A 23357-nucleotide genomic window follows, 5' to 3' on the forward strand; every position below is an offset into this window, starting at 1 on the left:
AAAGGCTCTGGTGATAGGCGCGCAGGCCGTCGTCGCCGCGCCCGGCGCTGGCTACCATGACCGTAGAACGCGACGGTCCCGCCAGTACCGAGGAGTGCTCACCCGATGCCCACAGCGCGCCTGCCCAAACTGCCCCTGGACGAAGCCAAGGCCGCCGCCGACGAAGCTGCCGTGCCCAACTACATGGCCGAGCTCAGCATCTTCCAGGTGCTGCTCAACCATCCGCCGCTGGCCCGTGCCATCAACGACCTGCTCGCCACCATGCTCTGGCACGGCGCGCTGGATTCCCGGTTGCGCGAATTGATCATCATGCGCATCGGCTGGCTCACCGGCTGCGACTACGAGTGGACGCAGCACTGGCGGGTCGCGTCCCGGCTCGGCGTGCCCGGCGACGATCTGCTCGGGGTGCGAGATTGGCGGAACTACCCGGGGTTTGGGCCCACCGAGCGGGCCGTGCTGGCCGCCACCGACGACGTGGTGCGCCACGGTTCGGTCAGCGCCGCCAGCTGGGCGCAGTGCGAGCACGAATTCAACCGGGACACAACGGTTCTCGTCGAGCTGGTCACGGTCATCGGCGCGTGGCGGATGGTCGCCTCGATCCTGCAGAGCCTCGAGGTGCCGTTGGAGGACGGGGTGGCGAGCTGGCCTCCGGACGGCCGGGAGCCCGCGAGCTGACGCCGAATCACCCACGGCCGTAACCGATTGACTTCTCTGTCAAGAGCTCTTAGCGTCGGGCAATGAGAACCAGGGTCGCCGAGTTGCTCGGCGTGGAATTCCCGATCTGCGCGTTCAGCCACTGCCGCGACGTGGTGGCCGCGGTGACCAATGCGGGTGGATTCGGCATCCTGGGCGCCACCGCGCACAGCCCGCAACGGCTGGACAACGAACTGAACTGGATCGAGCAGCAGACCGGCGGCAAGCCCTACGGCGTCGACCTGTTGCTGCCACCCAAATACGTCGGCGCCGAGCAGGGCGGCATCGACGCCGGCCAGGCCCGCACCCTGCTGCCCGACGAGCACCGCGCGTTCGTCGACGACCTGCTGGCCCGCTACGGGGTGACCGCGCCCGCCGCGGACATCCGTGCCGGCGGCCTGAACATCTCGCCCAAGACCTACCAGCCGCTGCTCGACGTGGCCTTCGCCCACGACATCCGGCTCATCGCCTCCGCGCTCGGCCCGCCCCCGCCCGACCTCGTCGAACGCGCGCACGACCGCGACGTGCTGGTGGCCGCGCTGGCCGGCACCACCGCGCACGCCCAACGGCACGCCGCCGCCGGGGTGGACCTGATCGTCGCGCAGGGCACCGAGGCGGGCGGGCACACCGGCGAGGTGGCGACCATGGTCCTGGTGCCCGAAGTGGTCGACGCCGTCGCGCCGGTGCCGGTGCTGGCCGCGGGCGGCATCGCCCGCGGCCGCCAGATCGCGGCGGCCCTGGCGCTGGGCGCCGAGGGCGTGTGGTGCGGGTCGGTGTGGCTGACCACCGAGGAGGCCGAGACGGTGCCGGTGGTCAAGGAGAAGTTCCTGGCCGCCACTTCCTCCGACACCGTGCGGTCGCGCTCGATGACGGGCAAGCCGGCCCGGATGCTGCGCACCGCGTGGACCGACGAGTGGGACCGCCCGGAAAACCCCGACCCGCTGGGCATGCCGCTGCAGACCGCGCTGATCACCGAGCCGCAGCTGCGGATCAACGCCGCCGCCACCCAGCCGGGCGCCAAGGCCCGCGAGCTGGCCACCTACTTCGTCGGGCAGGTGGTGGGCTCGCTGGACCGGATCCGCCCCACCCGCGCGGTGGTGCTGGACATGGTCGAGGAGTTCATCGACACCGTCGGACGGCTCGACGGCCTGATCGAGAACTGATCGGCCATCGCCATCCGGCCAGGTCAGCGCCGGTAGCTGACCGAATGCTGTGGGCGCCCCCACGGAACGCGTAAAGAATCGCGGACACGCTGGCGGGGGATTTGACCGTGTCGGAGCGCTCGTGCATTATCGGTCGGGTAAGCACCTCGTTAGGTGAGGCGTCTACACGAATACAGGCCACTGACCCCGAACGTCGAAAGACGCCCCGGGTCAGGACAGCTCCTCCCGGCTTAAGGGTTGAGCCCAGGTGGCTTCCGGCTCGGATTGTCGTTCGGGCCAGGACACGTCGTGTGGTGTCAAAGCTCTGACGAGAGGGGTGCGGATTGCCGACGATCGTCGGGTTCTGCTCCTCATGCTGCGCGTAGATCGCATGCGACCCCGCATGCGCCGGGACCGCGAGGAGGTGAGGGACACATGAGTTCCAGTGACAGTCCGGACCGAAGTCCGAACCGTGTTTCGTCCCGACCCGGTCTCCGGCGCGACCCGCTCGGCTGAGCCGTCGCCAACGCGAAAACCCTTGCCGGCCAAGCGTTCTCCGAAGATCGGAACCAACCCCGGGACGGGACACGTCAGTCCCCGTAGTCCCCGTTGGAATTTCTCCGCCAGGAGGCGATCATGACCGCAGCTTTCTACGACGAAGTGGCCACCGTGGCGCCCGCCCCGACCCTGCGGGTGGTGCGCGACACCGACACCATCGCGGCCCCCGCGCCCAAGACCCGCCGGGGCAGCGGCGCGCCGTTCGGTGCCGGCGGCGACCCACTGGTCGACGGCGCCGCCCGCCTGTTGAGCATCCCGCTGCGCCACGTGTACGCGGCGCTGTGGCGGGTGGGTGTGCTGGAAGTCCAGGCCTGAAAATGGACAGCGAACCTACACCGCTCCAAGGGGCTTCCCGGTCGCAGGCGACCCCTGAGACCAGGTAGCCCCTTGGAGCGGACCCGCGGTTGCGGGGTTTCGTAGAATCGTCGTACTGGCGTCGATCCGGCCATCACCGGGGAGCCTTCGGAAGAACGGCCGGCCCGGCGGGGCGGCTCAGTAGAACCGAACGGGTAGGCCCGTCACAGCCGCAACCGAGTGGCCACGCGAAAGCGCGGCAAGCGGGGTGGTACCGCGGCGCTCGCGCAGCCAGCGCGTCGTCGTCCCCGGTTTGCACCGTGGCACAGGAGACAACGCGCATCGTGACCGACAATCTCGGGTTCCAGGCTGACCGCGAGGCTCAGCCGGCGGATTCCGTCCAGACCTACCCGAAGCCGGCCGGCGGCGCGCCCGACTTCCCGGCGCTCGAGCTCGAGGTGCTCGACTACTGGGCCCGCGACGACACCTTCCGGGCCAGCATCGCCCGCCGCGACGGCGCCGAGGAATACGTGTTCTACGACGGGCCGCCGTTCGCCAACGGGCTGCCGCACTACGGCCACCTGCTCACCGGCTACGTCAAGGACATCGTCCCGCGCTACCGCACCATGCGCGGCAACAAGGTGGAGCGCCGCTTCGGCTGGGACACCCACGGGCTGCCGGCCGAACTGGAAGTGGAACGCCAGCTGGGCATCACCGACAAATCGCAGATCGACGACATGGGCATCGCCGCGTTCAACGACGCCTGCCGCGAATCGGTGTTGCGCTACACCGACGAGTGGCGGGCCTATGTGACCCGCCAGGCTCGCTGGGTCGATTTCGACCACGACTACAAGACGCTCGACCTGCCCTACATGGAGTCGGTGATCTGGGCGTTCAAGCAGCTCTGGGACAAAGGGCTGGCCTACGAGGGCTACCGGGTGCTGCCGTACTGCTGGCGCGACGAAACCCCGCTGTCCAACCACGAATTGCGGATGGACGACGACGTGTACCAGAGCCGGCAGGACCCGGCGCTGACGGTCGGGTTCAAGGTGGTGGGCGGCGAGCTGGACGGCGCGCACCTGTTGATCTGGACGACGACGCCGTGGACGCTGCCGTCCAACCTGGCCGTCGCCGTCCACCCGGAGGTGACCTATGTGCAGGTGCGCTCCGGCGACCGTCGTTTCGTGCTGGCCCAGCCGCGGCTGGCCGCCTACGCCCGCGAGCTGGGCCCCGAGCCCGAGATCCTGGGCAGCTACCGGGGCGCCGAGCTGCTGGGCACCCGGTACCTGCCGCCGTTCCCGTATTTCATGGACAGCCCCAACGCATTTCGGGTGCTGGCCGGCGAGTTCGTCACCACCGAGGACGGCACCGGGATCGTGCACCTGGCACCGGCCTACGGCGAAGACGACATGGCCGTCGCCGACGCCGCGGGCATCGCCCCGGTCACGCCGGTCGACTCCAACGGACGCTTCGACGCCGCCGTCCCGGATTACCAGGGTCTCAACGTCTTCGACGCCAACCCGCAGATCATCCGGGACCTGAAGAACGGCAGCGGCGCCGCCGCGGCCAACGCGCCGGTGCTGCTGCGCCACGAAACCTACGAGCACCCTTACCCGCACTGCTGGCGCTGCCGCAACCCGCTGATCTATCGGGCGGTGTCGTCCTGGTTCGTGGCGGTCACCCGATTCCGGGACCGCATGGTCGAACTCAACCAGCAGATCACGTGGTATCCCGAACACGTCAAGGACGGCCAGTTCGGCAAGTGGCTGGCCGGCGCCCGCGACTGGTCGATCTCACGAAACCGCTACTGGGGCACCCCGATTCCGGTGTGGAAGTCCGACGACCCGGCCTACCCGCGGATCGACGTGTACGGCAGCCTCGACGAACTCGAGCGCGACTTCGGGGTGCGGCCGGACAACCTGCACCGGCCCTACATCGACGAGCTGACCCGGCCCAACCCCGACGACCCTAGCGGTCGCAGCACCATGCGCCGCATCCCCGACGTGCTCGACGTCTGGTTCGACTCGGGGTCCATGCCGTACGCGCAGGTCCACTACCCGTTCGAGAACCGCGACTGGTTCGAGACGCATTACCCCGGCGACTTCATCGTCGAATACATCGGGCAGACCCGCGGCTGGTTCTACACCCTGCACGTGCTGGCCACCGCGCTGTTCGACCGGCCGGCGTTCAAAACCTGTGTGGCCCATGGCATCGTGCTGGGCTCCGACGGACAGAAGATGAGCAAGTCGCTGCGCAACTATCCCGACGTGTCGGAGGTGTTCGACCGCGACGGCTCCGACGCCATGCGCTGGTTCTTGATGGCCTCGCCGATCCTGCGCGGGGGCAATCTCATCGTCACCGAACAGGGCATCCGCGACGGCGTGCGCCAGGTGCTGCTGCCGTTCTGGAACGCCTACAGCTTCCTGGCCCTCTACGCGCCGAAAGTCGGTACCTGGCGCACGGATTCGACCCAGGTGCTGGACCGCTACATCCTGGCCAAGCTCGCCGAACTGCGCGACGACCTGACCCGGGAGATGGACGCCTGCGACATTTCGCGGGCCTGCGAGCAGCTGCGCCAGTTCACCGAGGCGCTGACGAATTGGTATGTGCGACGGTCGCGTTCGCGGTTCTGGAGCGAGGACGCCGACGCCATCGACACGCTGCACACCGTGCTGGAGGTGACCGCGCGGCTGGCCGCGCCGCTGCTGCCCTCGGTCACCGAGCTGGTCTGGCGCGGCCTGACCGGCGGACGCTCGGTGCATCTGACCGACTGGCCGCGCAGCGGCGAGCTGCCCGCCGACGCCGGCCTGGTCGCGGCGATGGACCAGGTTCGCGAGGTGTGCTCGGCCGCCTCCTCGCTGCGCAAGGCAAAGAAGCTGCGGGTGCGCCTACCGCTGCCGAAACTGACTGTCGCGGTGGAGAATCCGCAACACCTGGCGCCGTTCGTCGACCTGATCGCCGACGAGCTCAACGTCAAGAGCGTCGAGTTGACCGACGCGATCGACACCTACGGCACCTTCGAGCTGACCGTCAACGCCCGGGTGGCCGGCCCGCGGCTGGGCAAGGACGTGCAGGCGGCGATCAAGGCCGTCAAGGCGGGGGAGGGCGTCGTCAACGACGACGGCACCCTGACCGCAGGCCCGGCCGTGCTGCGGCCCGAGGAGTACAGCTCGCGGCTGGTGGCCGCCGACCCGGAATTCACCGCGGCCCTGCCGAATGGGGCCGGCCTGGTGGTCCTCGACGGCACCGTCACCCCGGAGCTCGAGGCCGAGGGGTGGGCGAAGGACCGGATCCGCGAGTTGCAGGAGCTGCGCAAGTCGACCGGGCTGGACGTCTCCGACCGGATCAGCGTGGTGATGTCGGTGCCCGCCGGGCGGGCGGAGTGGGCGCGCACCCACCGCGACCTGATCGCGGGTGAAATCCTGGCCACCCGTTTCGAATTCGGGGAGCCGGCCGACCCCGTCGCGATCGGCGACGGCGTGCGGGTGAGCATTTCCAAAGTCTGAGCCGCGAAAGTGCAACTGGCGACGCATTTGCCGAGTAACGGTGTCGGTAGATGCACTCTCGTCGGTTGTCGGAGCTGTGTGGCAGCCTCCGCCCATGGGCGAGGGGCAGCTGTTTGTGGGCACCGAGGCGCTGAGCGCAGGCGCGCTGACGGAGCGCGACCTGCGGCGCTCGTGCACGCGGATCTATCGCAACGTCTACCAGCGCGGTGCCGACTTCACCGCCAGCGATCGGGCGATAGCTGCCTGGCTGTGGTCAGGCAGGCGCGCGGTGGTCGCCGGCAACTCGGCGGCCGCGTTGCTGGGCGCGCAATGGGTCGATCCGCGCGCACCCGCCGAACTGATCACTGATCGCAAGCGGCCGCCGCCATTGATCGTCGCCCGCAATGAGACGTTGCTGCCTGACGAGATCACCGAAGTCCGCGGTGTGCCGGTGACGACGCCTGCGCGCACCGCGTACGACCTGGGACGGCGACCCGGCTTGGTGGCCGCGGTCATAGCGATTGATTCGTTGGCGAGGGCTACGGGGCTGACAACCGAGTGTGTCGAACCGCTCATGCGGGCCCACCGCGGCGCCAGAGGCGTGCGTCAGTTGCGACGGGTGCTGCCTCTCATCGATGCAGGGGCCGAGTCGCCGCAAGAGACCCGGACGAGGCTGGCGATCGTCGGCGCCGGATTGCCCAAACCCAGCACCCAGATCACGGTGCACAACGACTGGGGTTTCGTGCTGGCTCGCATCGATCTGGGGTGGGAGCAGTGGCGCGTGGGCGTCGAATACGACGGCGCCCAACACTGGACCGATCCGCGCATCCGCGCCAAGGACATCGACCGCGTCGCAGAATTGGAGCGCCGGGGTTGGCGGATCATCCGGGTGAGCGCGGACCTGTTGCGTAATCGGCCGGACGTCTTATCCGGGAGGCGCTGCGCGCGGCGGGCTGCCCGCTGTGAGCCGCGAAAGTGCAACCAGCGACGTGTTTCCCGAGAGGCAGCGTCGGTAGATGCACTCTCGCGGTCAGCCCGGGCCGCAGCAGGCCCGGGCAATAGCATCGATCGGGTGGAGTCCCGATGGGTGCTGCACCTGGACATGGACGCGTTCTTCGCGTCCGTCGAGCAGCTCACCCGCCCGACGCTGCGCGGGCGTCCGGTGCTGGTGGGTGGTTTGGGTGGCCGCGGCGTGGTGGCCGGCGCCAGCTACGAGGCGCGCGTGTTCGGCGCCCGCTCGGCCATGCCCATGCATCAGGCCAAGAGGCTGGTCGGCGTCTCCGCGGTGGTGTTGCCGCCGCGCGGCGTGGTCTATGGCGTGGCCAGCAGAAGGGTCTTCGACACCATCCGCGCCGTGGTGCCCGTCGTCGAGCAACTGTCCTTCGACGAGGGGTTCGGCGAGCCGGCCCAACTCGCCGGCGCTCCGGCTCAGGACGTCGAGGCGTTCTGCGAACAGTTGCGCCGACGGGTTCGTGAGCAGACCGGGCTGATCGCCTCGGTGGGTGCCGGCTCGGGCAAGCAGATCGCCAAGATCGCCTCCGGCCTGGCCAAACCGGACGGGGTCCGGGTGGTGCGCCGCGCCGAGGAACGCGAGCTGCTCGGCGGGTTGCCGGTGCGCCGGCTGTGGGGGATCGGGCCGGTCGCCGAGGAGAAGCTGCATCGGCTGGGCATCGAGACCATCGGCGAGCTGGCCGCGCTGACCGACGCCGAGGCCGCCAACATCCTGGGCGCCACCATCGGCCCCGCCCTGCACCGGCTGGCCCGCGGCATCGACGACCGGCCCGTCACCGAACGCGCCGAAGCCAAACAGATCAGCTCCGAGTCGACCTTCGCCGCCGACCTGACCACCCTCGAGCAGCTGCGCGAGGCGATCGAACCGATCGCCGAGCACGCCCATCACCGCCTGCTGCGCGACGGCCGGGGCGCGCGCACCGTCACGGTCAAGCTGAAGAAGTCCGACATGAGCACGCTGACCCGCTCCGCGACCCTGCCCTACGCGACCACCGAGGCCGCCGCGCTGGTCGGCGTGGCCCGGCGGCTGCTGCTCGACCCGCGCGAGATCGGGTCGATCCGCCTGCTCGGGGTGGGGTTTTCCGGGCTGAGCGAGGTGCGTCAGGAGTCGCTGTTCCCGGACCTGGAAATGCCTGCGCCGCAATCGGATTCGCAGTCGGTCGAGACCGCGGCCGAGGCGATGTTCGGGCCCGGACACGACGCGGGTTGGCGGGTGGGCGACGACGTCGCCCACCCCGACCTGGGGCACGGCTGGGTGCAGGGCGCCGGGCACGGCGTGGTCACCGCCCGGTTCGAGACCCGCACCTCCGGCCCGGGCCCGGCCCGCACCTTCCCCGCCGACAGCGCCGAGCTGGTGCGCGCCAACCCGGTCGATTCGCTGGACTGGCCGGACTACGTCGAGGGCCTGCAGGAGTCGTCAGCCCCACCGGCCGAGGACGTCGGCGGCCGGTAGCCCGGCGGCCAGCGCGGCGATCAGCAGCACCCGGGCCTGCGGCGGCCGCAGCGTGGACACCGGCACCGCCCCCGCGGCGGCCATCTCGTGCCCGGGCCCGTAGCTCGCGCCGACCCGCCCGCCGGGCACCCGGGTGGACACCGCGATCACCACCCCGGTGCCGCAGTGCCGGCGCACCGCGTCGACCACCGCCGGCCCTGCGTTACCCGAACCCAGCGCCTCGAGCACCACGGCCCGCGCCCCGGCGGCCACGCAGGCGTCCAGGGCCACCGCGTCGCTGCCCAGATACGCCGCGACGATGTCCACCCGCGGCGCCGCGGCGGCACCCAGGTCACCGAGGTAGGGCCGGGTTTTCGGGCCGGTCAGCGCGACATCGCCGGCGACCGTGCCCACCAGCCGGCCGGCGAAGCCGCTCAAGTCCTCGGTGGCCACCTTGGACAGGCCCAGCGGCTGTAGCACCCGGCCGGCGAAACACAGCAGCACGCCCAGCCCGCGGGCGGCCGGATGCGCGGCCACCGCCAGGGCGTCGCGCACGTTGCCCGGACCGTCCGCGTCCGGCGCGTCGGCGCTGCGCATCGCGCCGGTCAACACCACCGGGGCCGGCCCGTCGTAGGTCAGATCGAGCCACAGCGCGGTCTCCTCCATGGTGTCGGTGCCGTGCAGGATCACCACGCCGTCGGCGCCGCCGTCCAGCGCCGCCGTCACCGCTTCGCGCATCCGGTCCCAGTCGGCCAGGGTCAGCTCCGAGCTGTCCACCGCCAGCAGGTCGACCACCTCGACGTCGTGATCGGCGCGGAACGGGGCCGTCAGATCCGCCCCGCTGTAGCAGGGCCGGTGCACCCCGTCGGCGCCGGTGCCGGTCGATATGGTGCCCCCGGTGGCGATCACGGTGAGGCGGGCCATGGGGGAATCATCGCGCATCGCCGCCGCCCGCACGTCGCCGGTCCGCGGACGCGGTAGGGGATGATATGAGCGTGCCTGAACAACCAACGGGATCGACCGCGCCGCAGGACCGGCCGCCGCGACGGCTGCGTCTGCTGCTGTCGGTCGCCGCGACAGTCCTGGCCCTGGACATCGTCACCAAGGTGCTGGCCGTCAAGCTGTTGCCGCCCGGCCAGCCGGTGCCGATCATCGGTGACACGGTGACCTGGACCCTGGTTCGCAACTCCGGGGCCGCCTTCTCGATGGCGACCGGCTACACCTGGGTGCTGACCCTGATCGCGACCGGCGTGGTGGTCGGCATCTTCTGGATGGGACGACGGCTGGTGTCGCCCTGGTGGGCGGTGGGCCTGGGCATGATCCTGGGCGGCGCGATGGGCAACCTGGTCGACCGCTTCTTCCGGGCCCCCGGGCCGCTGCGCGGCCACGTGGTGGACTTCCTGTCGGTCGGCTGGTGGCCGGTGTTCAACGTCGCCGACCCCTCGGTGGTCGGCGGGGCCATCCTGCTGGTCGTGCTGTCGATCTTCGGCTACGACTTCGACACCGTCGGTCGACGGAAAAAGGCCGACCAGAGCCGTGACTGAGCGCTCGATGCCGGTCCCGGAGGGACTGGCGGGCATGCGCGTCGACGCCGGGCTGGCCCGCCTGCTGGGACTGTCCCGCAGCGCGGCGGCGGCCCTGGCCGAGGACGGCGGTGTCGAACTGGACGGGGTGCCGGCCGGCAAATCCGATCGGCTGACCGGCGGGGCGTGGCTGCACGTGCGCCTGCCCGAGGCGCCGGCGCCGCCGCAGAACACCCCGGTCGACATCGAGGGCATGACCATCCTGTACTCCGACGACGACATCGTCGCCGTCGACAAGCCCGCCGCGGTGGCCGCGCACGCGTCGGTGGGCTGGACCGGACCCACGGTGCTCGGCGGCCTGGCCGCCGCCGGTTACCGGATCACCACCTCGGGGGTGCCCGAACGGCAGGGCATCGTGCACCGCCTCGACGTCGGCACCTCCGGGGTGATGGTGGTGGCGCTGTCCGAGCGCGCCTACACCCTGCTCAAGCGGGCGTTCAAACAACGCACCGTCGACAAGCGCTATCACGCGCTGGTGCAAGGACATCCGGACCCGTCCAGCGGCACCATCGACGCCCCGATCGGGCGGCACCGCGGCGGCGAGTGGAAGTTCGCGGTCACCAAGGACGGCCGGCACAGCCTCACCCACTACGACACCGTCGAGGCCTTCGTCGCCGCCAGCCTGCTCGACGTGCACCTGGAAACCGGCCGCACCCACCAGATCCGGGTGCACTTCTCCGCGCTGCATCACCCGTGCTGCGGCGACCTGGTCTACGGCGCCGACCCCAAGCTCGCGAAAAAGCTTGGGCTGCAACGCCAATGGCTGCACGCGCGGTCGCTGTCGTTCGCGCACCCGGCCGACGGCCGGCGGATGGAGATCGTCAGCCCCTACCCGCCGGATCTGCAGCACGCGCTCGACGTGCTGCGCGACGAAGGCTGATCACTCCGGTTTGCGGGCCTCGACGAGCACCCGAGTCGGGTGCGCGACGAACGGGCCTTGCGACTCGATGCGCTCGTGCAGTTCGGCCAGCCGGTCGCGGTAGCGCGCCACGGAGAAGTCCGGCACCGTCCAGATCACCTTGCGCAGGAAGTACACGACGGCGCCGATGTCGAAGAATTCGGCCCGCAACCGCTCCATGCGCACGTCGATGACCCGCAGGCCCGCGGCCGCCACCTGCGCGCGCAGCGCGTCGGGGTGAAACTCGGCCCACTTCTGCGGCTGCGGCCCGATGAAGTACTCGACCAGCTCGCCCATGGTGGCGGGCCCGATGTGCTGGGCGAAGTAACTGCCGCCGGGCCGCAGCACCCGCGCGATCTCGGACCACCACACCGAGACCGGGTGCCGGCTGGTCACCAGGTCGAAGGCGTGGTCGGCGAACGGCAGCGGCGGCTCGTCGCGCACCGCCACCACCACCGCGCCGAGCGGATGCAGCCGCGCGGTCGCCAGCGCGGCGTTGGGCGGCCAGGTCTCGATGGCCGCCATGGTGGGCGGGAAGGGGCCCGCCCCGGCCAGCACCTCGCCGCCGCCGGTGTGAATGTCCAGCGCCGCCGACACCGTCGACAACCGGTCGCGCAGCAGGCGCTGGTAGCCCCACGACGGCCGCTCCTCGGTGGCACGGCCGTCCAGCCAGGAGAAATCCCAGCCGTCGACCGGGGCGGCCTCGGCTTCGGCGAGCAGATCCTCGAACGTGCGCCGCATGCCAGGCATGCTAGGCGCAACGCTCAGACCGTCGCCTTCGCCTCGCCGGTCGCGATCTCCGGCGCCAGCGGCGCGATCGCCCCCAGGATCTCGCTCACCGTCTCCGACGGCACGCCGGCGGCGGTCAGCGCGTCGGCCAAATGCCCTGCCACCAAACCGAAGTGGTGCATGGTGATGCCGCGGCCCTGGTGCACCTGCTTCATCGGCGCCCCGGTGTAGGGGTGCGGCCCGCCCAGCGCGGCAGCGAAGAACTCCACCTGTTTGCCCTTGAGCCGGTTCATGTTGGTGCCGGTGAAAAATCCGGACAGTTGCTCGTCGGCGAGCACCCGAACGTAGAAGTCCTCGACCACCACCTCGAGCGCCTCGTGCCCGCCGATCCGGTCGTAGATGCTGGCCGGCTCGGCCTTGCGGAAGCGCGCCAGAATTTTCATGACCACGATTGGAACATCGCGGCGTTGCCCGTCAGTTAGGGCGCGGTCACACCCGGATTGCTCTGTGTAACAAGCGGATTGCCCATATCTGGCGGTCGGCCTAAGGGAACGGTGAGAGACCGCGTCGGGGCGCATGACCGCAATCCGCATCGACGCGGGGCGCTTTTGTCCTAGGTTGGCGTCATGACGCACGTCACATCAGTTGCGCGAGGGCGGGGGAGCCGAAGCCAATGAACCTTGGTGACCTGACGAACCTGGTGGAAAAGCCCCTCGCGGCGGTCTCCAACATCATCAACACCCCGAACTCGGCCGGGCGATACCGGCCGTTCTATCTGCGGAACCTGCTGGACGCGGTGCAGGGCCGCACCCTCGAGGAGGCCGTTGACGCCAAGACCGTCCTGATCACCGGCGCCTCCTCGGGCATCGGTGAGGCCGCCGCCAAGAAGATCGCCGAGGCGGGCGGTGTCGTGGCGCTGGTGGCCCGCACCCGGGAGAACCTGGAGAAGGTCGCCTCCGAAATCCGGGAGAACGGTGGCAGCGCCCACGTGTACCCGTGCGACCTGTCCGACATGGACGCCATCGCCGCGATGGCCGATCGGGTGCTCGACGATCTGGGCGGCGTCGACATCCTGATCAACAACGCGGGCCGCTCGATCCGGCGCTCGCTGGAGCTGTCCTACGACCGCATCCACGACTACCAGCGCACCATGCAGTTGAACTACCTGGGCGCGGTGCAGCTCATCCTCAAGTTCATCCCCGGCATGCGCGAGCGCGGCTTCGGCCAGATCATCAACGTGTCGTCGGTCGGGGTGCAGACCCGCGCGCCGCGGTTCGGGGCGTACATCGCCAGCAAGGCCGCGCTGGACAGCCTGTGCGACGCGCTGCAGGCCGAAGTCGTCAACGACAACGTCAAATTCACCACCGTGCACATGGCGCTGGTGCGCACCCCGATGATCAGCCCGACCACGTTGTACGACAAGTTCCCGGCGCTGACGCCCGAGCAGGCGGCCGGGGTGATCGCCGACGCGATCGTGCACCGGCCGCGGCGGGCCAGCTCGCCGTTCGGGCAGTTCGCCGCCGTCGCCGACGCGGTCAACCCGGCCGTGATGGACCGGGTGCGCAACCGGGCGTTCGCCATGTTCGGCGACTCCAGCGCCGCCAAGGGCGATGAATCCGCAACCGACGCAACCGAATTCGACGCGCGCAGCGAAACGTTCGTGCGGGCGACCCGAGGGATACATTGGTGAGACGATGAGCCTTCCCGAACCCGACATCACGACCACCGTCGTCATCACCGGCGCCTCGTCCGGCATCGGCGCCGAACTGGCGCGCGGCCTGGCCCGCCGTGGCTTCCCGCTGCTGCTGGTCGCCCGGCGCCGTGAGCGGCTCGACGATCTCGCCAACGAGGTGGGCGGGCAGTACTCGGTCGGCGTCGAGGTGCTGCCGCTGGACCTCGGCGACTCGAAGGCCCGTGCCCGGTTGGCCGGCCGGCTGCGCAGCGAATCGATCGCCGGGTTGTGCAACAGCGCGGGCTTCGGCACCAGCGGGGTCTTCCACGAGCTGCCGATGGAGCGCGAGAGCGAAGAGGTCACCCTCAACGCGCTGGCGCTGATGGAGCTGACGCACGCGACGCTGCCCGGCATGGTGTCGCGGGGGGCGGGCGCGGTGCTGAACATCGCGTCGATCGCGGGTTTTCAGCCGGTTCCCTACATGGCCGTCTACTCGGCGACCAAGGCGTTCGTGCAGACGTTCTCCGAGGCCGTGCACGAGGAGCTGCACGGCAGCGGGGTGTCGGTCACCTGTCTGTGTCCGGGGCCGGTGCCCACTGAGTGGGCCGAGATCGCCAACGCCGAGCGGTTCAGCATCCCGATCGCGCAGGTCTCGCCGCGGGACGTGGCCGAGGCGGCGATCGGCGGCATGCTCACCGGCCGTCGCACCGTGGTGCCGGGCGTGGTGCCCAAGGTGGTCAGCACGGGCGGCCGTTTCGCCCCGCGCAGCCTGCTGCTGCCGGGCATCCGGATCGGCAACCGGTTCCGCGGCGGGCCCAAGCGCTGAGTGTCGCCGAGCGCCACGCCAGCGTGGTGTTCGGTGCCGAGCGTCACGCCAGCGTGGGGTTGACGCGGGGGGAGCGAGGAGGAAACTCATGGCCGCCGTGGAGATGACCGCCGAGGTGCCGATGAGCCCGCAGCAGATGTGGGACCGGGTGTCCGACCTGTCGGAGCTGGGCGACTGGCTGGTGCTGCACGAGGCCTGGCGCGGTGAACTGCCCGACGAGCTGGGCGAGGGCACCCAGGTTGTCGGGGTGGCCCGCGCCAAGGGCTTTCGCAACCGGGTGACCTGGACGGTGACCACCTGGGAACCGCCGCACCGGGTGGCGATGACGGGCTCGGGCAAGGGCGGCACCAAGTACGCCGTCTCGCTGACCGTGCGGCCCACCGGCGACGGCTCCACCCTCGGCGTGCGGCTCGAGCTGGGCGGTCGGGCGCTGTTCGGGCCGGTCGGATCGGCCGCCGCGCGCGCCGTCAAGGGCGACGTGCAGAGGTCGCTGCGTAACTTCGTCGAGCTCTACGGATAAAACCCAACACACGGACCCGACACGCCCGAAACCCGTCGGTCCTCGGTCATAGACTGGCGTCCCTATGAACCACTCGTCCTTCGTGCACCTGCACAACCACACCGAGTATTCGATGCTGGACGGTGCCGCGAAGATCACCCCGATGCTCGCCGAGGTGGAGCGGCTGGGCATGCCCGCGGTCGGGATGACCGACCACGGAAACATGTTCGGCGCCAGCGAGTTCTACAACGCCGCCACCAAGGCCGGGATCAAGCCGATCATCGGCGTGGAGGCCTACATCGCGCCGGGCTCCCGGTTCGACACCCGGCGGATCCTGTGGGGGGATCCCAGCCAGAAGGCCGACGACGTGTCCGGCAGCGGCTCCTACACCCACCTGACCATGGTGGCCGAGAACGCGGCCGGCCTGCGTAACCTGTTCAAGCTGTCCTCGCTGGCCTCGTTCGAGGGCCAGCTGGGCAAGCGGTCGCGGATGGACGCCGAGCTGATCGCCGAACATGCCGACGGCATCATCGCCACCACCGGCTGCCCCTCCGGGGAGGTGCAGACCCGGCTGCGGCTGGGCCAGGACCGCGAGGCGCTCGAGTCGGCGGCCAAGTGGCGCGAGATCTTCGGCGCCGACAACTTCTTCCTCGAGCTGATGGACCACGGCCTGTCCATCGAGCAGCGGGTCCGCGACGGCCTGCTGGAGATCGGCCGCAAGCTGAACATCCCGCCGCTGGCCACCAACGACTGCCACTACGTTACCCGCGACGCCGCGCACAACCACGAGGCGCTGCTGTGCGTGCAGACCGGCAAGACGCTCTCGGACCCGAACCGGTTCAAGTTCGACGGCGACGGCTACTACCTCAAGTCGGCCGCCGAGATGCGCCAGATCTGGGACGCCGAGGTGCCCGGCGCGTGCGACTCCACCCTGTTGATCGCCGAACGGGTGCAGTCCTACGCGGAGGTGTGGACGCCGCGCGACCGGATGCCGGTCTTCCCGGTGCCCGAGGGTCACGACCAGGCCAGCTGGCTGCACCACGAGGTGATGGCCGGGCTGCGGCGGCGGTTCCCGGACGGGGTCGGCCAGGACTACATCGACCGGGCCGAATACGAGATCAAGGTCATCTGCGACAAGGGTTTTCCGTCCTACTTCCTGATCGTCGCCGACCTGATCAACTACGCCCGCTCGGTCGACATCCGGGTGGGGCCCGGGCGTGGCTCGGCGGCCGGCTCCCTGGTGGCCTACGCGCTGGGCATCACCAACATCGACCCGATTCCGCACGGCCTGCTGTTCGAGCGGTTCCTCAACCCGGAGCGGCCGTCGGCGCCCGACATCGACATCGACTTCGACGACCGTCGCCGCGGCGAGATGGTGCGCTACGCCGCCGACAAGTGGGGCTCCGACCGGGTCGCCCAGGTCATCACCTTCGGCACCATCAAAACCAAAGCGGCGCTGAAGGATTCGGCGCGGATCCACTACGGTCAACCGGGCTTCGCGATCGCCGACCGGATCACCAAGGCGCTGCCGCCGCCGATCATGGCCAAGGACATCCCGCTGTCCGGCATCACCGACCCCAGCCACGAGCGGTACAAGGAAGCCGCCGAGGTGCGCGGCCTGATCGAGACCGACCCCGACGTGCGCACCATCTACCAGACCGCCCGCGGTCTGGAGGGTTTGATCCGCAACGCCGGCGTACACGCGTGCGCGGTGATCATGAGCAGCGAGCCGCTGACCGAGGCCATCCCGCTGTGGAAGCGGCCGCAGGACGGCGCCATCATCACCGGCTGGGACTACCCGTCGTGTGAGGCCATCGGCCTGCTGAAGATGGACTTCCTGGGCCTGCGCAACCTGACGATCATCGGCGACGCCCTGGACAACATCAAGGCCAACCGGGGAATCGACCTCGACCTGGAATCGGTGCCGCTGGACGACAAGGCGACCTACGAGCTGCTGGGGCGCGGCGACACCCTGGGCGTGTTCCAGCTCGACGGCGGGCCGATGCGCGACCTGCTGCGCCGCATGCAGCCCACGGAGTTCAACGACATCGTGGCGGTGCTGGCGCTGTATCGCCCCGGGCCGATGGGTATGAACGCCCACAACGACTACGCCGACCGCAAGAACGGCCGCCAGCCGATCAAGCCGATCCACCCCGAGCTCGAGGAGCCGCTGCGTGAAATCCTCTCCGAGACTTACGGTTTGATCGTCTACCAAGAGCAGATCATGTTCATCGCCCAGAAGGTGGCCTCTTACACCATGGGCAAGGCCGACGCGCTGCGCAAGGCGATGGGCAAGAAGAAGCTCGAGGTGCTCGAGGCCGAGTACAAGGGCTTCTACGAGGGCATGACCGCCAACGGGTTCTCCGAGAAGGCGGTAAAAGCCTTGTGGGACACCATTCTTCCGTTCGCCGGGTATGCGTTCAACAAGTCGCACGCCGCTGGCTACGGGCTGGTGTCGTACTGGACCGCGTATCTGAAGGCCAACTATCCGGCCGAATACATGGCCGGGCTGCTGACCTCGGTGGGCGACGACAAGGACAAGGCCGCGGTCTATCTGGCCGACTGCCGCAAGCTGGGCATCACGGTGTTGCCGCCGGACGTCAACGAGTCGCTGGTCAACTTCGCCTCGGTCGGCCAGGACATCCGCTTCGGGTTGGGCGCGGTGCGCAACGTCGGCGCCAACGTGGTCGGTTCGCTGATCAAGACCCGCAACGAGAAGGGCAAGTTCACCGACTTCTCCGACTACCTGAACAAGATCGACATCTCGGCCTGCAACAAGAAGGTGACCGAGTCGCTGATCAAGGCCGGCGCGTTCGACTCGCTCAAGCACGCGCGCAAGGGCCTGTTCCTGGTACACACCGATGCGGTCGATTCGGTGCTGGGCACCAAGAAGGCCGAGGCGATGGGCCAGTTCGACCTGTTCGGCGGCGACGGCGGCTGCACCGAGTCGGTGTTCACCATCAAGGTGCCCGACGACGAGTGGGAGGACAAGCACAAGCTCGCGCTGGAGCGGGAGATGCTGGGGCTCTACGTGTCCGGGCATCCGCTCAACGGGGTGGCGCATCTGCTGGCCGCGCAGGTGGACACCCAGATCCCGGCCATCCTGGACGGCGACGTGCCCAACGAGACCCAGGTGCGGGTCGGCGGCATCCTGGCGTCGGTCAACCGGCGGGTCAACAAGAACGGGATGCCTTGGGCGTCAGCGCAATTGGAGGACCTCACCGGTGGCATCGAGGTGATGTTCTTCCCGCACGCCTACTCCACCTACGGCGCCGACATCGCCGACGACGCCGTGGTGCTGATCAACGCCAAGGTGGCGATCCGTGACGACCGGATCGCGCTGATCGCCAATGAGCTTGTGGTGCCGGACTTTTCCACTGCCCAGGTGGACCGGCCGCTGGCGGTCAGCCTGCCGACGCGGCAGTGCACCATCGACAAGGTCACCGCGCTCAAGCAGGTGCTGGCCCGTCATCCGGGAACCTCGCAGGTGCATCTGCGGCTGATCAGCGGCGACCGGATCACCACGTTGGAGCTGGACGCGTCGCTGCGGGTGACGCCGTCGCCGGCGTTGATGGGCGACCTCAAAGAGCTGCTCGGCCCCGGCTGCCTCGGCGGGTAGCGGGTCTTCGGCGCGCCGAGCGTGAAGTTAGTTTCACGCTCGGCCGCGACCGTGAAACTAACTTCACGCTCGCCGGGGGCAGGCGCGGGGCCGCCGCGGGGCAGGCGCGGGGCAGGCGCGGGGCCAGGCGCGGGGCCGCCGCGCCGCGCCCCCGGCGCCTACGTGGGCTGCACCCGCACTATGACGCTGTCCGGCCACACCCCGCGATCGCGGGCCCGGCGCAGCTTCTCACGCAGGCACAGATCCCGGTGCACGTTCGTCACGCCGGGAATCTTGAGCAGCGGCACGATGTTCCACTGCCAGCCGTACCGCCGGTGCAGCAGGCGGTTGGCGCGCTCGGCGTCGGCGCCGGAAAGGATCGTGGCGCGCCCCGCCAGGGTCGTCGCGCCCGGGCGGACCCGGCCGCGGTAGTCGCAGGCCGCCAGCTCCACGCCGGCATGCGCGGCGAGCCGGCGGGTCTTGGGCCCGACCTTGGTGCGAAACAACACGCCGTCGTCGTCGACGGCGAACCAGATCGGGGTGTCGACGGGAGTGCCGTCGCGGCGGAAAGACCGCAGCAGCGCGTAGCGGTCGGTGTGCAACTCGGCGAAGGATCGATGCGGCATGGACCCAGTCAACGACTTAGAGTTAACTCTAAGTCAAGCACGAACCCGGGAGCCGCCCATGCTGACCATCGGCGAGGTCGCGCGCCGCAGCGGGGTCGCCGCGACCACCCTGCGCTACTACGAGCAGATCGGCCTGCTGCCCGCCCCAATCCGGCTGGGCGGGCAGCGCCGCTACGACGAGGCCGTGCTGTCCCGGCTCGAGGTGATCGCGCTGTGCAAGACCGCCGGCTTTGCGCTGGACGAGATCCAGCGCCTGTTCGCCGACGACGCGCCGGGACGCCCGGCCAGCCGCGCGCTGGCCCGGGCCAAACTCGCCCAGATCGACGCCCAGCTGGAGTCGCTGGGCCGGGCCCGCGCCGTCATCGAGTGGGGGATGCGGTGCACCTGCCCGTCGATCGACGCCTGCACCTGCGGCATTCACCCAACCCGGCCCGCACCCGTCGGCCCGGACGTACGCTCAGCCAGAAGGTTCTGATCCGGGGCAAGGAGAGCGGAAATGACGGCGGAACGTCCGGCCACCTTGTGCGAGGCATTCCAGCGCAACGCCGCGATCGACCCGGACGCGGTCGTGCTGCGCACCCCCGGGGCCAACCAGACGTTGACCTGGCGAGAGCTCGCCGAGCAGGTCCGCAAGGTCGCCGCCGGGCTGGCGGGGCTGGGCGTGCGGCGCGGCGACACGGTGTCGCTGATGATGGCCAACCGGATCGAGTTCTACCCACTGGCGATCGGCGCGCAACACCTTGGCGCCACGTCGTTTTCGGTGTACAACACGCTGCCGGCCGAGCAACTGACCTACCTGTTCGACAACGCCGGCACCAAAGTGGCGATCTGCGAACAGCAGTACGTCGACCGCATCCGGGCCAGTGGCGCGCCCGTCGAACACATCGTCTGCATCGACGGCGCCCCGCCGGGCACCATCTCCGTCGAGCAGCTGTATGCCGCCGCCCCAAGGGATTTCGACTTCGAGTCGACCTGGCGGTCGGTCCGGCCCGACGACGTCGTCACGCTCATCTACACCTCGGGAACCACCGGAAACCCCAAGGGCGTGGAGATGACCCACGCCAACCTGCTGTTCGAGTGCCACGCGCTCAACGCGGTGCTGCCGTCGAAATTCGGCGACCGGGTCACGTCGTATCTGCCGTCGGCGCACATCGCCGACCGCGCGATGGGGCTCTACGGCCTGGAGGTTTTCGGCGCGCAGGTGACCGTGGTCGACGACCCGCGCGCCATCGCCGCGGCGCTGCCCGACGTGCGACCCACGGTGTGGGCGGCGGTGCCGCGGATATGGGAAAAGCTCAAGGCGGGAATCGAATTCACCGTCGCCAACGAGCAGGACGAGGCCACCCGGGCGGCGCTGCAGTGGGCGATGTCGGTGGCCGCCCAACGCGCCGCGGCCTTGGTCGCCGGCGAGCAGATACCCGACGAGCTGGCCACCGAATGGGCGCGGGCCGACAAGTTGGTGCTCTCGAAACTGCGTGAGCGGCTGGGCTTCGGCGAACTGCGCTGGGCGGTGTCGGGGGCGGCCCCGATTCCCAAGGAGACGCTGGCGTTCTTCGCCGGCATCGGCATCCCGATCGCCGAGGTGTGGGGGATGTCGGAGCTGAGCTGTGTGGCGGCCGTCAGCCATCCCCGCGACGCGCGCCTGGGCTCGGTCGGCAAGTTGCTGCCCGGGCTGGAGGGCAAGATCGCCGACGACGGCGAGTTCCTGGTGCGCGGCCCGCTGGTGATGAAGGGCTACCGCAAGGAACCGGCGAAGACGGCCGAGGCCATCGACGCCGACGGCTGGTTGCACACCGGCGACATCCTGGAGGCCGACGCGCAGGGCTACCTGCGAGTGGTGGACCGCAAGAAGGAGCTGATCATCAACGCGGCCGGAAAGAACATGTCGCCGGCCAACATCGAGAACGCCATCCTGGCCGCCTGCCCGATGATCGGCGTGATGATCACCATCGGCGACGGGCGTCCGTACAACACCGCGCTGCTGGTTTTCGACGCCGACTCGGTGGGCCCGTACGCCGCCCGGCACGGGTTGTCCGACGCGTCGCCGGCCGCGCTGGCCGCCGACCCGGACGTCATCGCCCAGATCGCCGCCGGGGTGGCGGCGGGCAACGCCAAACTGTCGCGGGTGGAACAGATCAAACGGTTCCGCATCCTGCCCACGCTGTGGGAGCCCGGCGGCGACGAGATCACGCTGACGATGAAGCTCAAGCGCAAGCCGATCATGGCGAAATACGCCGAGGAGATCGAGCAGCTCTACGCCGATCCACCTCCGCCCGAGGTGCACGAGCCCGCCGCCGCCGCGGTGCAGCCCGTATGACCGGCGGGCCGGCCGGCAGCGCCCGCGAGATCGGTCGCGTCGGAATGCGAAAGCTGTTGCAGCGCACCGGCATTCTGGACGAAGCGACGTCGCCGCTGGCCACCGACCCGGCCGAGGTCGTGCAGTTGCTGGGCGCGCCCTGGTACGACGAGCGGCTGCGCAGCCTGGCCGGCGAGCTCGGCCGCGACCCGGCCGATGTGCGCGCCGAGGCCGCGGGCTACCTGCGCGAGATGGCGGCCTCGCTCGACGAGTCGGCGGTGGCGGCCTGGCGCGGGTTCAGTCGCTGGCTGATGCGGGCCTACGACGTGCTGATCGACGAGGACCAGATCGCGGCGCTGCGCAAGCTGGATCGCAAAGCCACACTGGCATTTGCCTTTTCGCATCGCTCGTACCTGGACGGCATGCTGCTGCCCGAGGTGATCCTGGCCAACCGGCTGTTCCCCGCGCTCACCTTCGGCGGGTCGAACCTGAACTTCTTCCCGATGGGCGCCTAGGCCAAGCGCACCGGGGCGATCTTCATCCGGCGCCAAACCAAGGACCTTCCCGTCTACCGCTTCGTGTTGCGCGCCTACGCCGCCCAGCTGGTGCAAAACCACGCCAACCTGAGCTGGTCCATCGAAGGCGGCCGCACCAGGACCGGCAAGCTGCGGCCCCCGGTGTTCGGGATCCTGCGCTACCTCGCCGACGCGGTCGACGAAATCGACGGCCCGGAAGTGTATTTGGTGCCGACCTCGATCGTGTACGACCAGCTGCACGAGGTGGAGGCCATGACCACCGAGGCCTACGGCGCGGCGAAACGGCCCGAGGATTTCCGCTTCCTGATCCGGCTCGCCCGCCAGCAGGGCACCCGGTTGGGCCGGGCGTATCTGGACTTCGGCGAGCCGCTGCCGCTGCGCAAGCGGCTCGAGGAGCTGCGGGCCGAGGAGTCGGGCAGCCAAACCGAGATCGAACGCATCGCCCTGGACGTCGAGCACCGCATCAACCGCGCCACGCCGGTCACCCCGACCGCGGTGGTCAGCCTGGCGCTGCTGGGCGCCGACCGGTCGCTGACCCTCAGCGAGGTGCTGGCCACCGTGCGACCGTTGGCCAGCTACATCGCCGCCCGCAACTGGGTGGTGGCCGGGGCGGCCGATCTGACCAACCGCTCCACCATCCGCTGGACCCTGCACCAACTGGTGGCCTCCGGCGTGGTCAGCGTCTACGACGCCGGCACCGAGGCGGTGTGGGGGATCGGCACCGACCAGCACCTGGTCGCCGCCTTCTACCGCAACACCGCCATCCACATCCTGGTCGACCGGGCCATCGCCGAGACGGCGCTGCTGGCCGCCGTCGAAGTCTCCGAGACGTCCGGGGACGGATCGGTGCTGCCGGCGACGGTGCGCGACGAGGCGCTGAAACTGCGCGAGCTGCTCAAGTTCGAGTTCCTGTTCTCCGCCCGCGCCCAGTTCGAGAAGGAGCTCGCCGACGAGGTGCGGCTGATCGGGCCCGCCGAGGATCCGGTGGACACCGGCAAGGCCGCCAATGCCGCCGTGGTGCGCGGGCTGCTGGAGCAGGCCGACCTGCTGCTGGCGCACCTGGTGCTGCGCCCGTTCCTGGACGCCTATCACATCGTCGCCGACCGGCTGGCCTGCTACGAGGACGATTCGTTCGACGAGCAGGCGTTTCTGGCGGAGTGCCTGCAGGTCGGCAAGCAGTGGGAGCTGCAGCGCCGAATCGCCAATGCCGAGTCGCGGTCGATGGAACTGTTCAAGACGGCACTGCGCCTGGCCCGGCACCGTGAGCTGGTCGACGGGTTCGAGGATCCGGATATCGCGCGACGGCGCCGGCAGTTCGCCGACGAGATCGCCACCGCCATCCGGCGGGTCAACACCATCGCGGAGCTGGCGCGGACGCGCTGAACCCGTTCGGCTCGCCGCGCCGCCCCGGGGTATAGCACGCAAGCACTCGACACGAAACGTTCACGTCCGGTCCCGATACTGTGCCGCGCGCGCCGA

17 protein-coding genes, 1 pseudogene and 1 riboswitch are annotated in these 23357 nt (G+C 69.8%); of the genes and pseudogenes, 14 read left to right on the forward strand and 4 right to left on the reverse strand.

Features of this window, described 5'->3' with window-relative positions; all coding sequences use genetic code 11:
• The first annotated feature begins 105 nt into the window (after nt 1–105).
• The 5 genes from MAA44156_RS06040 to MAA44156_RS23505 all read left to right on the forward strand — a co-directional run bounded on the left by MAA44156_RS06040 (nt 106) and on the right by MAA44156_RS23505 (nt 8636).
• Entirely contained in the window at nt 106–675 is a 570-nt protein-coding gene (locus MAA44156_RS06040; RefSeq protein ID WP_009977457.1) for a carboxymuconolactone decarboxylase family protein, read from the forward strand.
• A 62-nt stretch (nt 676–737) separates the two neighbouring features.
• Nucleotides 738–1856, forward strand: coding sequence for an NAD(P)H-dependent flavin oxidoreductase (locus MAA44156_RS06045; RefSeq protein WP_009977456.1), 1119 nt, complete (start codon nt 738–740; stop codon nt 1854–1856).
• Nucleotides 1857–1994: 138 nt separating this feature from the next.
• A riboswitch (M-box (ykoK) riboswitch) is annotated at nt 1995–2179 on the forward strand.
• A gap of 292 nt (nt 2180–2471) precedes the next feature.
• A complete protein-coding gene (locus MAA44156_RS06050; RefSeq protein ID WP_009977455.1) occupies nt 2472–2708 on the forward strand; it encodes an Rv1535 family protein in 237 nt (78 codons plus the stop codon).
• Between the two features lie 323 nt (nt 2709–3031).
• Nucleotides 3032–6193 (forward strand): isoleucine--tRNA ligase, encoded by a 3162-nt coding sequence (ileS, locus tag MAA44156_RS06055; RefSeq protein ID WP_050427680.1) that lies wholly within the window; start codon nt 3032–3034, stop codon nt 6191–6193.
• A gap of 1051 nt (nt 6194–7244) precedes the next feature.
• Nucleotides 7245–8636 carry a DNA polymerase IV gene (locus tag MAA44156_RS23505; protein ID WP_009977452.1) on the forward strand — a complete coding sequence of 464 codons (1392 nt, stop codon included), beginning with the start codon at nt 7245–7247 and terminating at the stop codon, nt 8634–8636.
• On the opposite strand, the gene MAA44156_RS06065 is transcribed toward MAA44156_RS23505, so the two are convergent.
• The gene (locus MAA44156_RS06065) at nt 8601–9557 is read right to left on the reverse strand and encodes an asparaginase (protein WP_029248515.1); all 957 of its coding nucleotides are present in this window, start codon (nt 9555–9557) and stop codon (nt 8601–8603) included. The genes MAA44156_RS23505 and MAA44156_RS06065 overlap by 36 nt on opposite strands.
• Before the next feature lie 53 nt (nt 9558–9610).
• Between MAA44156_RS06065 and lspA the strand changes: the two genes are divergently transcribed.
• A complete protein-coding gene (gene lspA / locus MAA44156_RS06070) occupies nt 9611–10159 on the forward strand; it encodes a signal peptidase II (protein ID WP_370445535.1) in 549 nt (182 codons plus the stop codon).
• Nucleotides 10152–11078, forward strand: a complete 927-nt coding sequence (locus MAA44156_RS06075; protein WP_003877698.1) for an RluA family pseudouridine synthase — start codon at nt 10152–10154, stop codon at nt 11076–11078. Before lspA ends, MAA44156_RS06075 begins: the two co-directional genes overlap by 8 nt.
• Here MAA44156_RS06075 and MAA44156_RS06080 read toward each other — a convergent pair whose 3' ends face one another.
• Together MAA44156_RS06080 and MAA44156_RS06085 are read right to left on the reverse strand one after the other, a co-directional pair.
• Nucleotides 11079–11837 (reverse strand): methyltransferase domain-containing protein, encoded by a 759-nt coding sequence (locus tag MAA44156_RS06080; protein WP_009977450.1) that lies wholly within the window; start codon nt 11835–11837, stop codon nt 11079–11081.
• A 23-nt stretch (nt 11838–11860) separates the two neighbouring features.
• Nucleotides 11861–12268 carry a group I truncated hemoglobin gene (locus MAA44156_RS06085; RefSeq protein WP_009977448.1) on the reverse strand — a complete coding sequence of 136 codons (408 nt, stop codon included), beginning with the start codon at nt 12266–12268 and terminating at the stop codon, nt 11861–11863.
• Nucleotides 12269–12498: 230 nt separating this feature from the next.
• Between MAA44156_RS06085 and MAA44156_RS06090 the strand changes: the two genes are divergently transcribed.
• From MAA44156_RS06090 to dnaE, 4 genes are all read left to right on the forward strand, one after another.
• Nucleotides 12499–13515 (forward strand): SDR family NAD(P)-dependent oxidoreductase, encoded by a 1017-nt coding sequence (locus tag MAA44156_RS06090; protein WP_009977446.1) that lies wholly within the window; start codon nt 12499–12501, stop codon nt 13513–13515.
• A gap of 4 nt (nt 13516–13519) precedes the next feature.
• Nucleotides 13520–14323, forward strand: a complete 804-nt coding sequence (locus MAA44156_RS06095; RefSeq protein ID WP_009977445.1) for an SDR family NAD(P)-dependent oxidoreductase — start codon at nt 13520–13522, stop codon at nt 14321–14323.
• A gap of 88 nt (nt 14324–14411) precedes the next feature.
• Nucleotides 14412–14843, forward strand: a complete 432-nt coding sequence (locus MAA44156_RS06100; protein ID WP_009977444.1) for a type II toxin-antitoxin system Rv0910 family toxin — start codon at nt 14412–14414, stop codon at nt 14841–14843.
• A 64-nt stretch (nt 14844–14907) separates the two neighbouring features.
• Nucleotides 14908–18441: a DNA polymerase III subunit alpha gene (gene dnaE, locus MAA44156_RS06105; protein WP_023885630.1), complete on the forward strand. Its 3534-nt coding sequence runs from the start codon at nt 14908–14910 to the stop codon at nt 18439–18441.
• A 158-nt stretch (nt 18442–18599) separates the two neighbouring features.
• On the opposite strand, the gene MAA44156_RS06110 is transcribed toward dnaE, so the two are convergent.
• The gene (locus MAA44156_RS06110) at nt 18600–19046 is read right to left on the reverse strand and encodes a PPOX class F420-dependent oxidoreductase (RefSeq protein WP_023885629.1); all 447 of its coding nucleotides are present in this window, start codon (nt 19044–19046) and stop codon (nt 18600–18602) included.
• A gap of 58 nt (nt 19047–19104) precedes the next feature.
• Between MAA44156_RS06110 and MAA44156_RS06115 the strand changes: the two genes are divergently transcribed.
• The 3 genes and pseudogenes from MAA44156_RS06115 to MAA44156_RS06125 all read left to right on the forward strand — a co-directional run bounded on the left by MAA44156_RS06115 (nt 19105) and on the right by MAA44156_RS06125 (nt 23261).
• Nucleotides 19105–19521, forward strand: a complete 417-nt coding sequence (locus tag MAA44156_RS06115) for a helix-turn-helix domain-containing protein (protein WP_009977441.1) — start codon at nt 19105–19107, stop codon at nt 19519–19521.
• Between the two features lie 21 nt (nt 19522–19542).
• Nucleotides 19543–21363, forward strand: a complete 1821-nt coding sequence (gene fadD11 / locus MAA44156_RS06120; RefSeq protein ID WP_009977440.1) for a fatty acid--CoA ligase FadD11 — start codon at nt 19543–19545, stop codon at nt 21361–21363.
• Nucleotides 21360–23261, forward strand: a pseudogene (locus tag MAA44156_RS06125) (lysophospholipid acyltransferase). The gene fadD11 and the pseudogene MAA44156_RS06125 overlap by 4 nt, the downstream one beginning before the upstream one ends.
• Nucleotides 23262–23357: the final 96 nt, after the last annotated feature.

This window comes from Mycobacterium avium subsp. avium (assembly GCF_009741445.1).
Lineage (GTDB): Bacteria > Actinomycetota > Actinomycetes > Mycobacteriales > Mycobacteriaceae > Mycobacterium > Mycobacterium avium.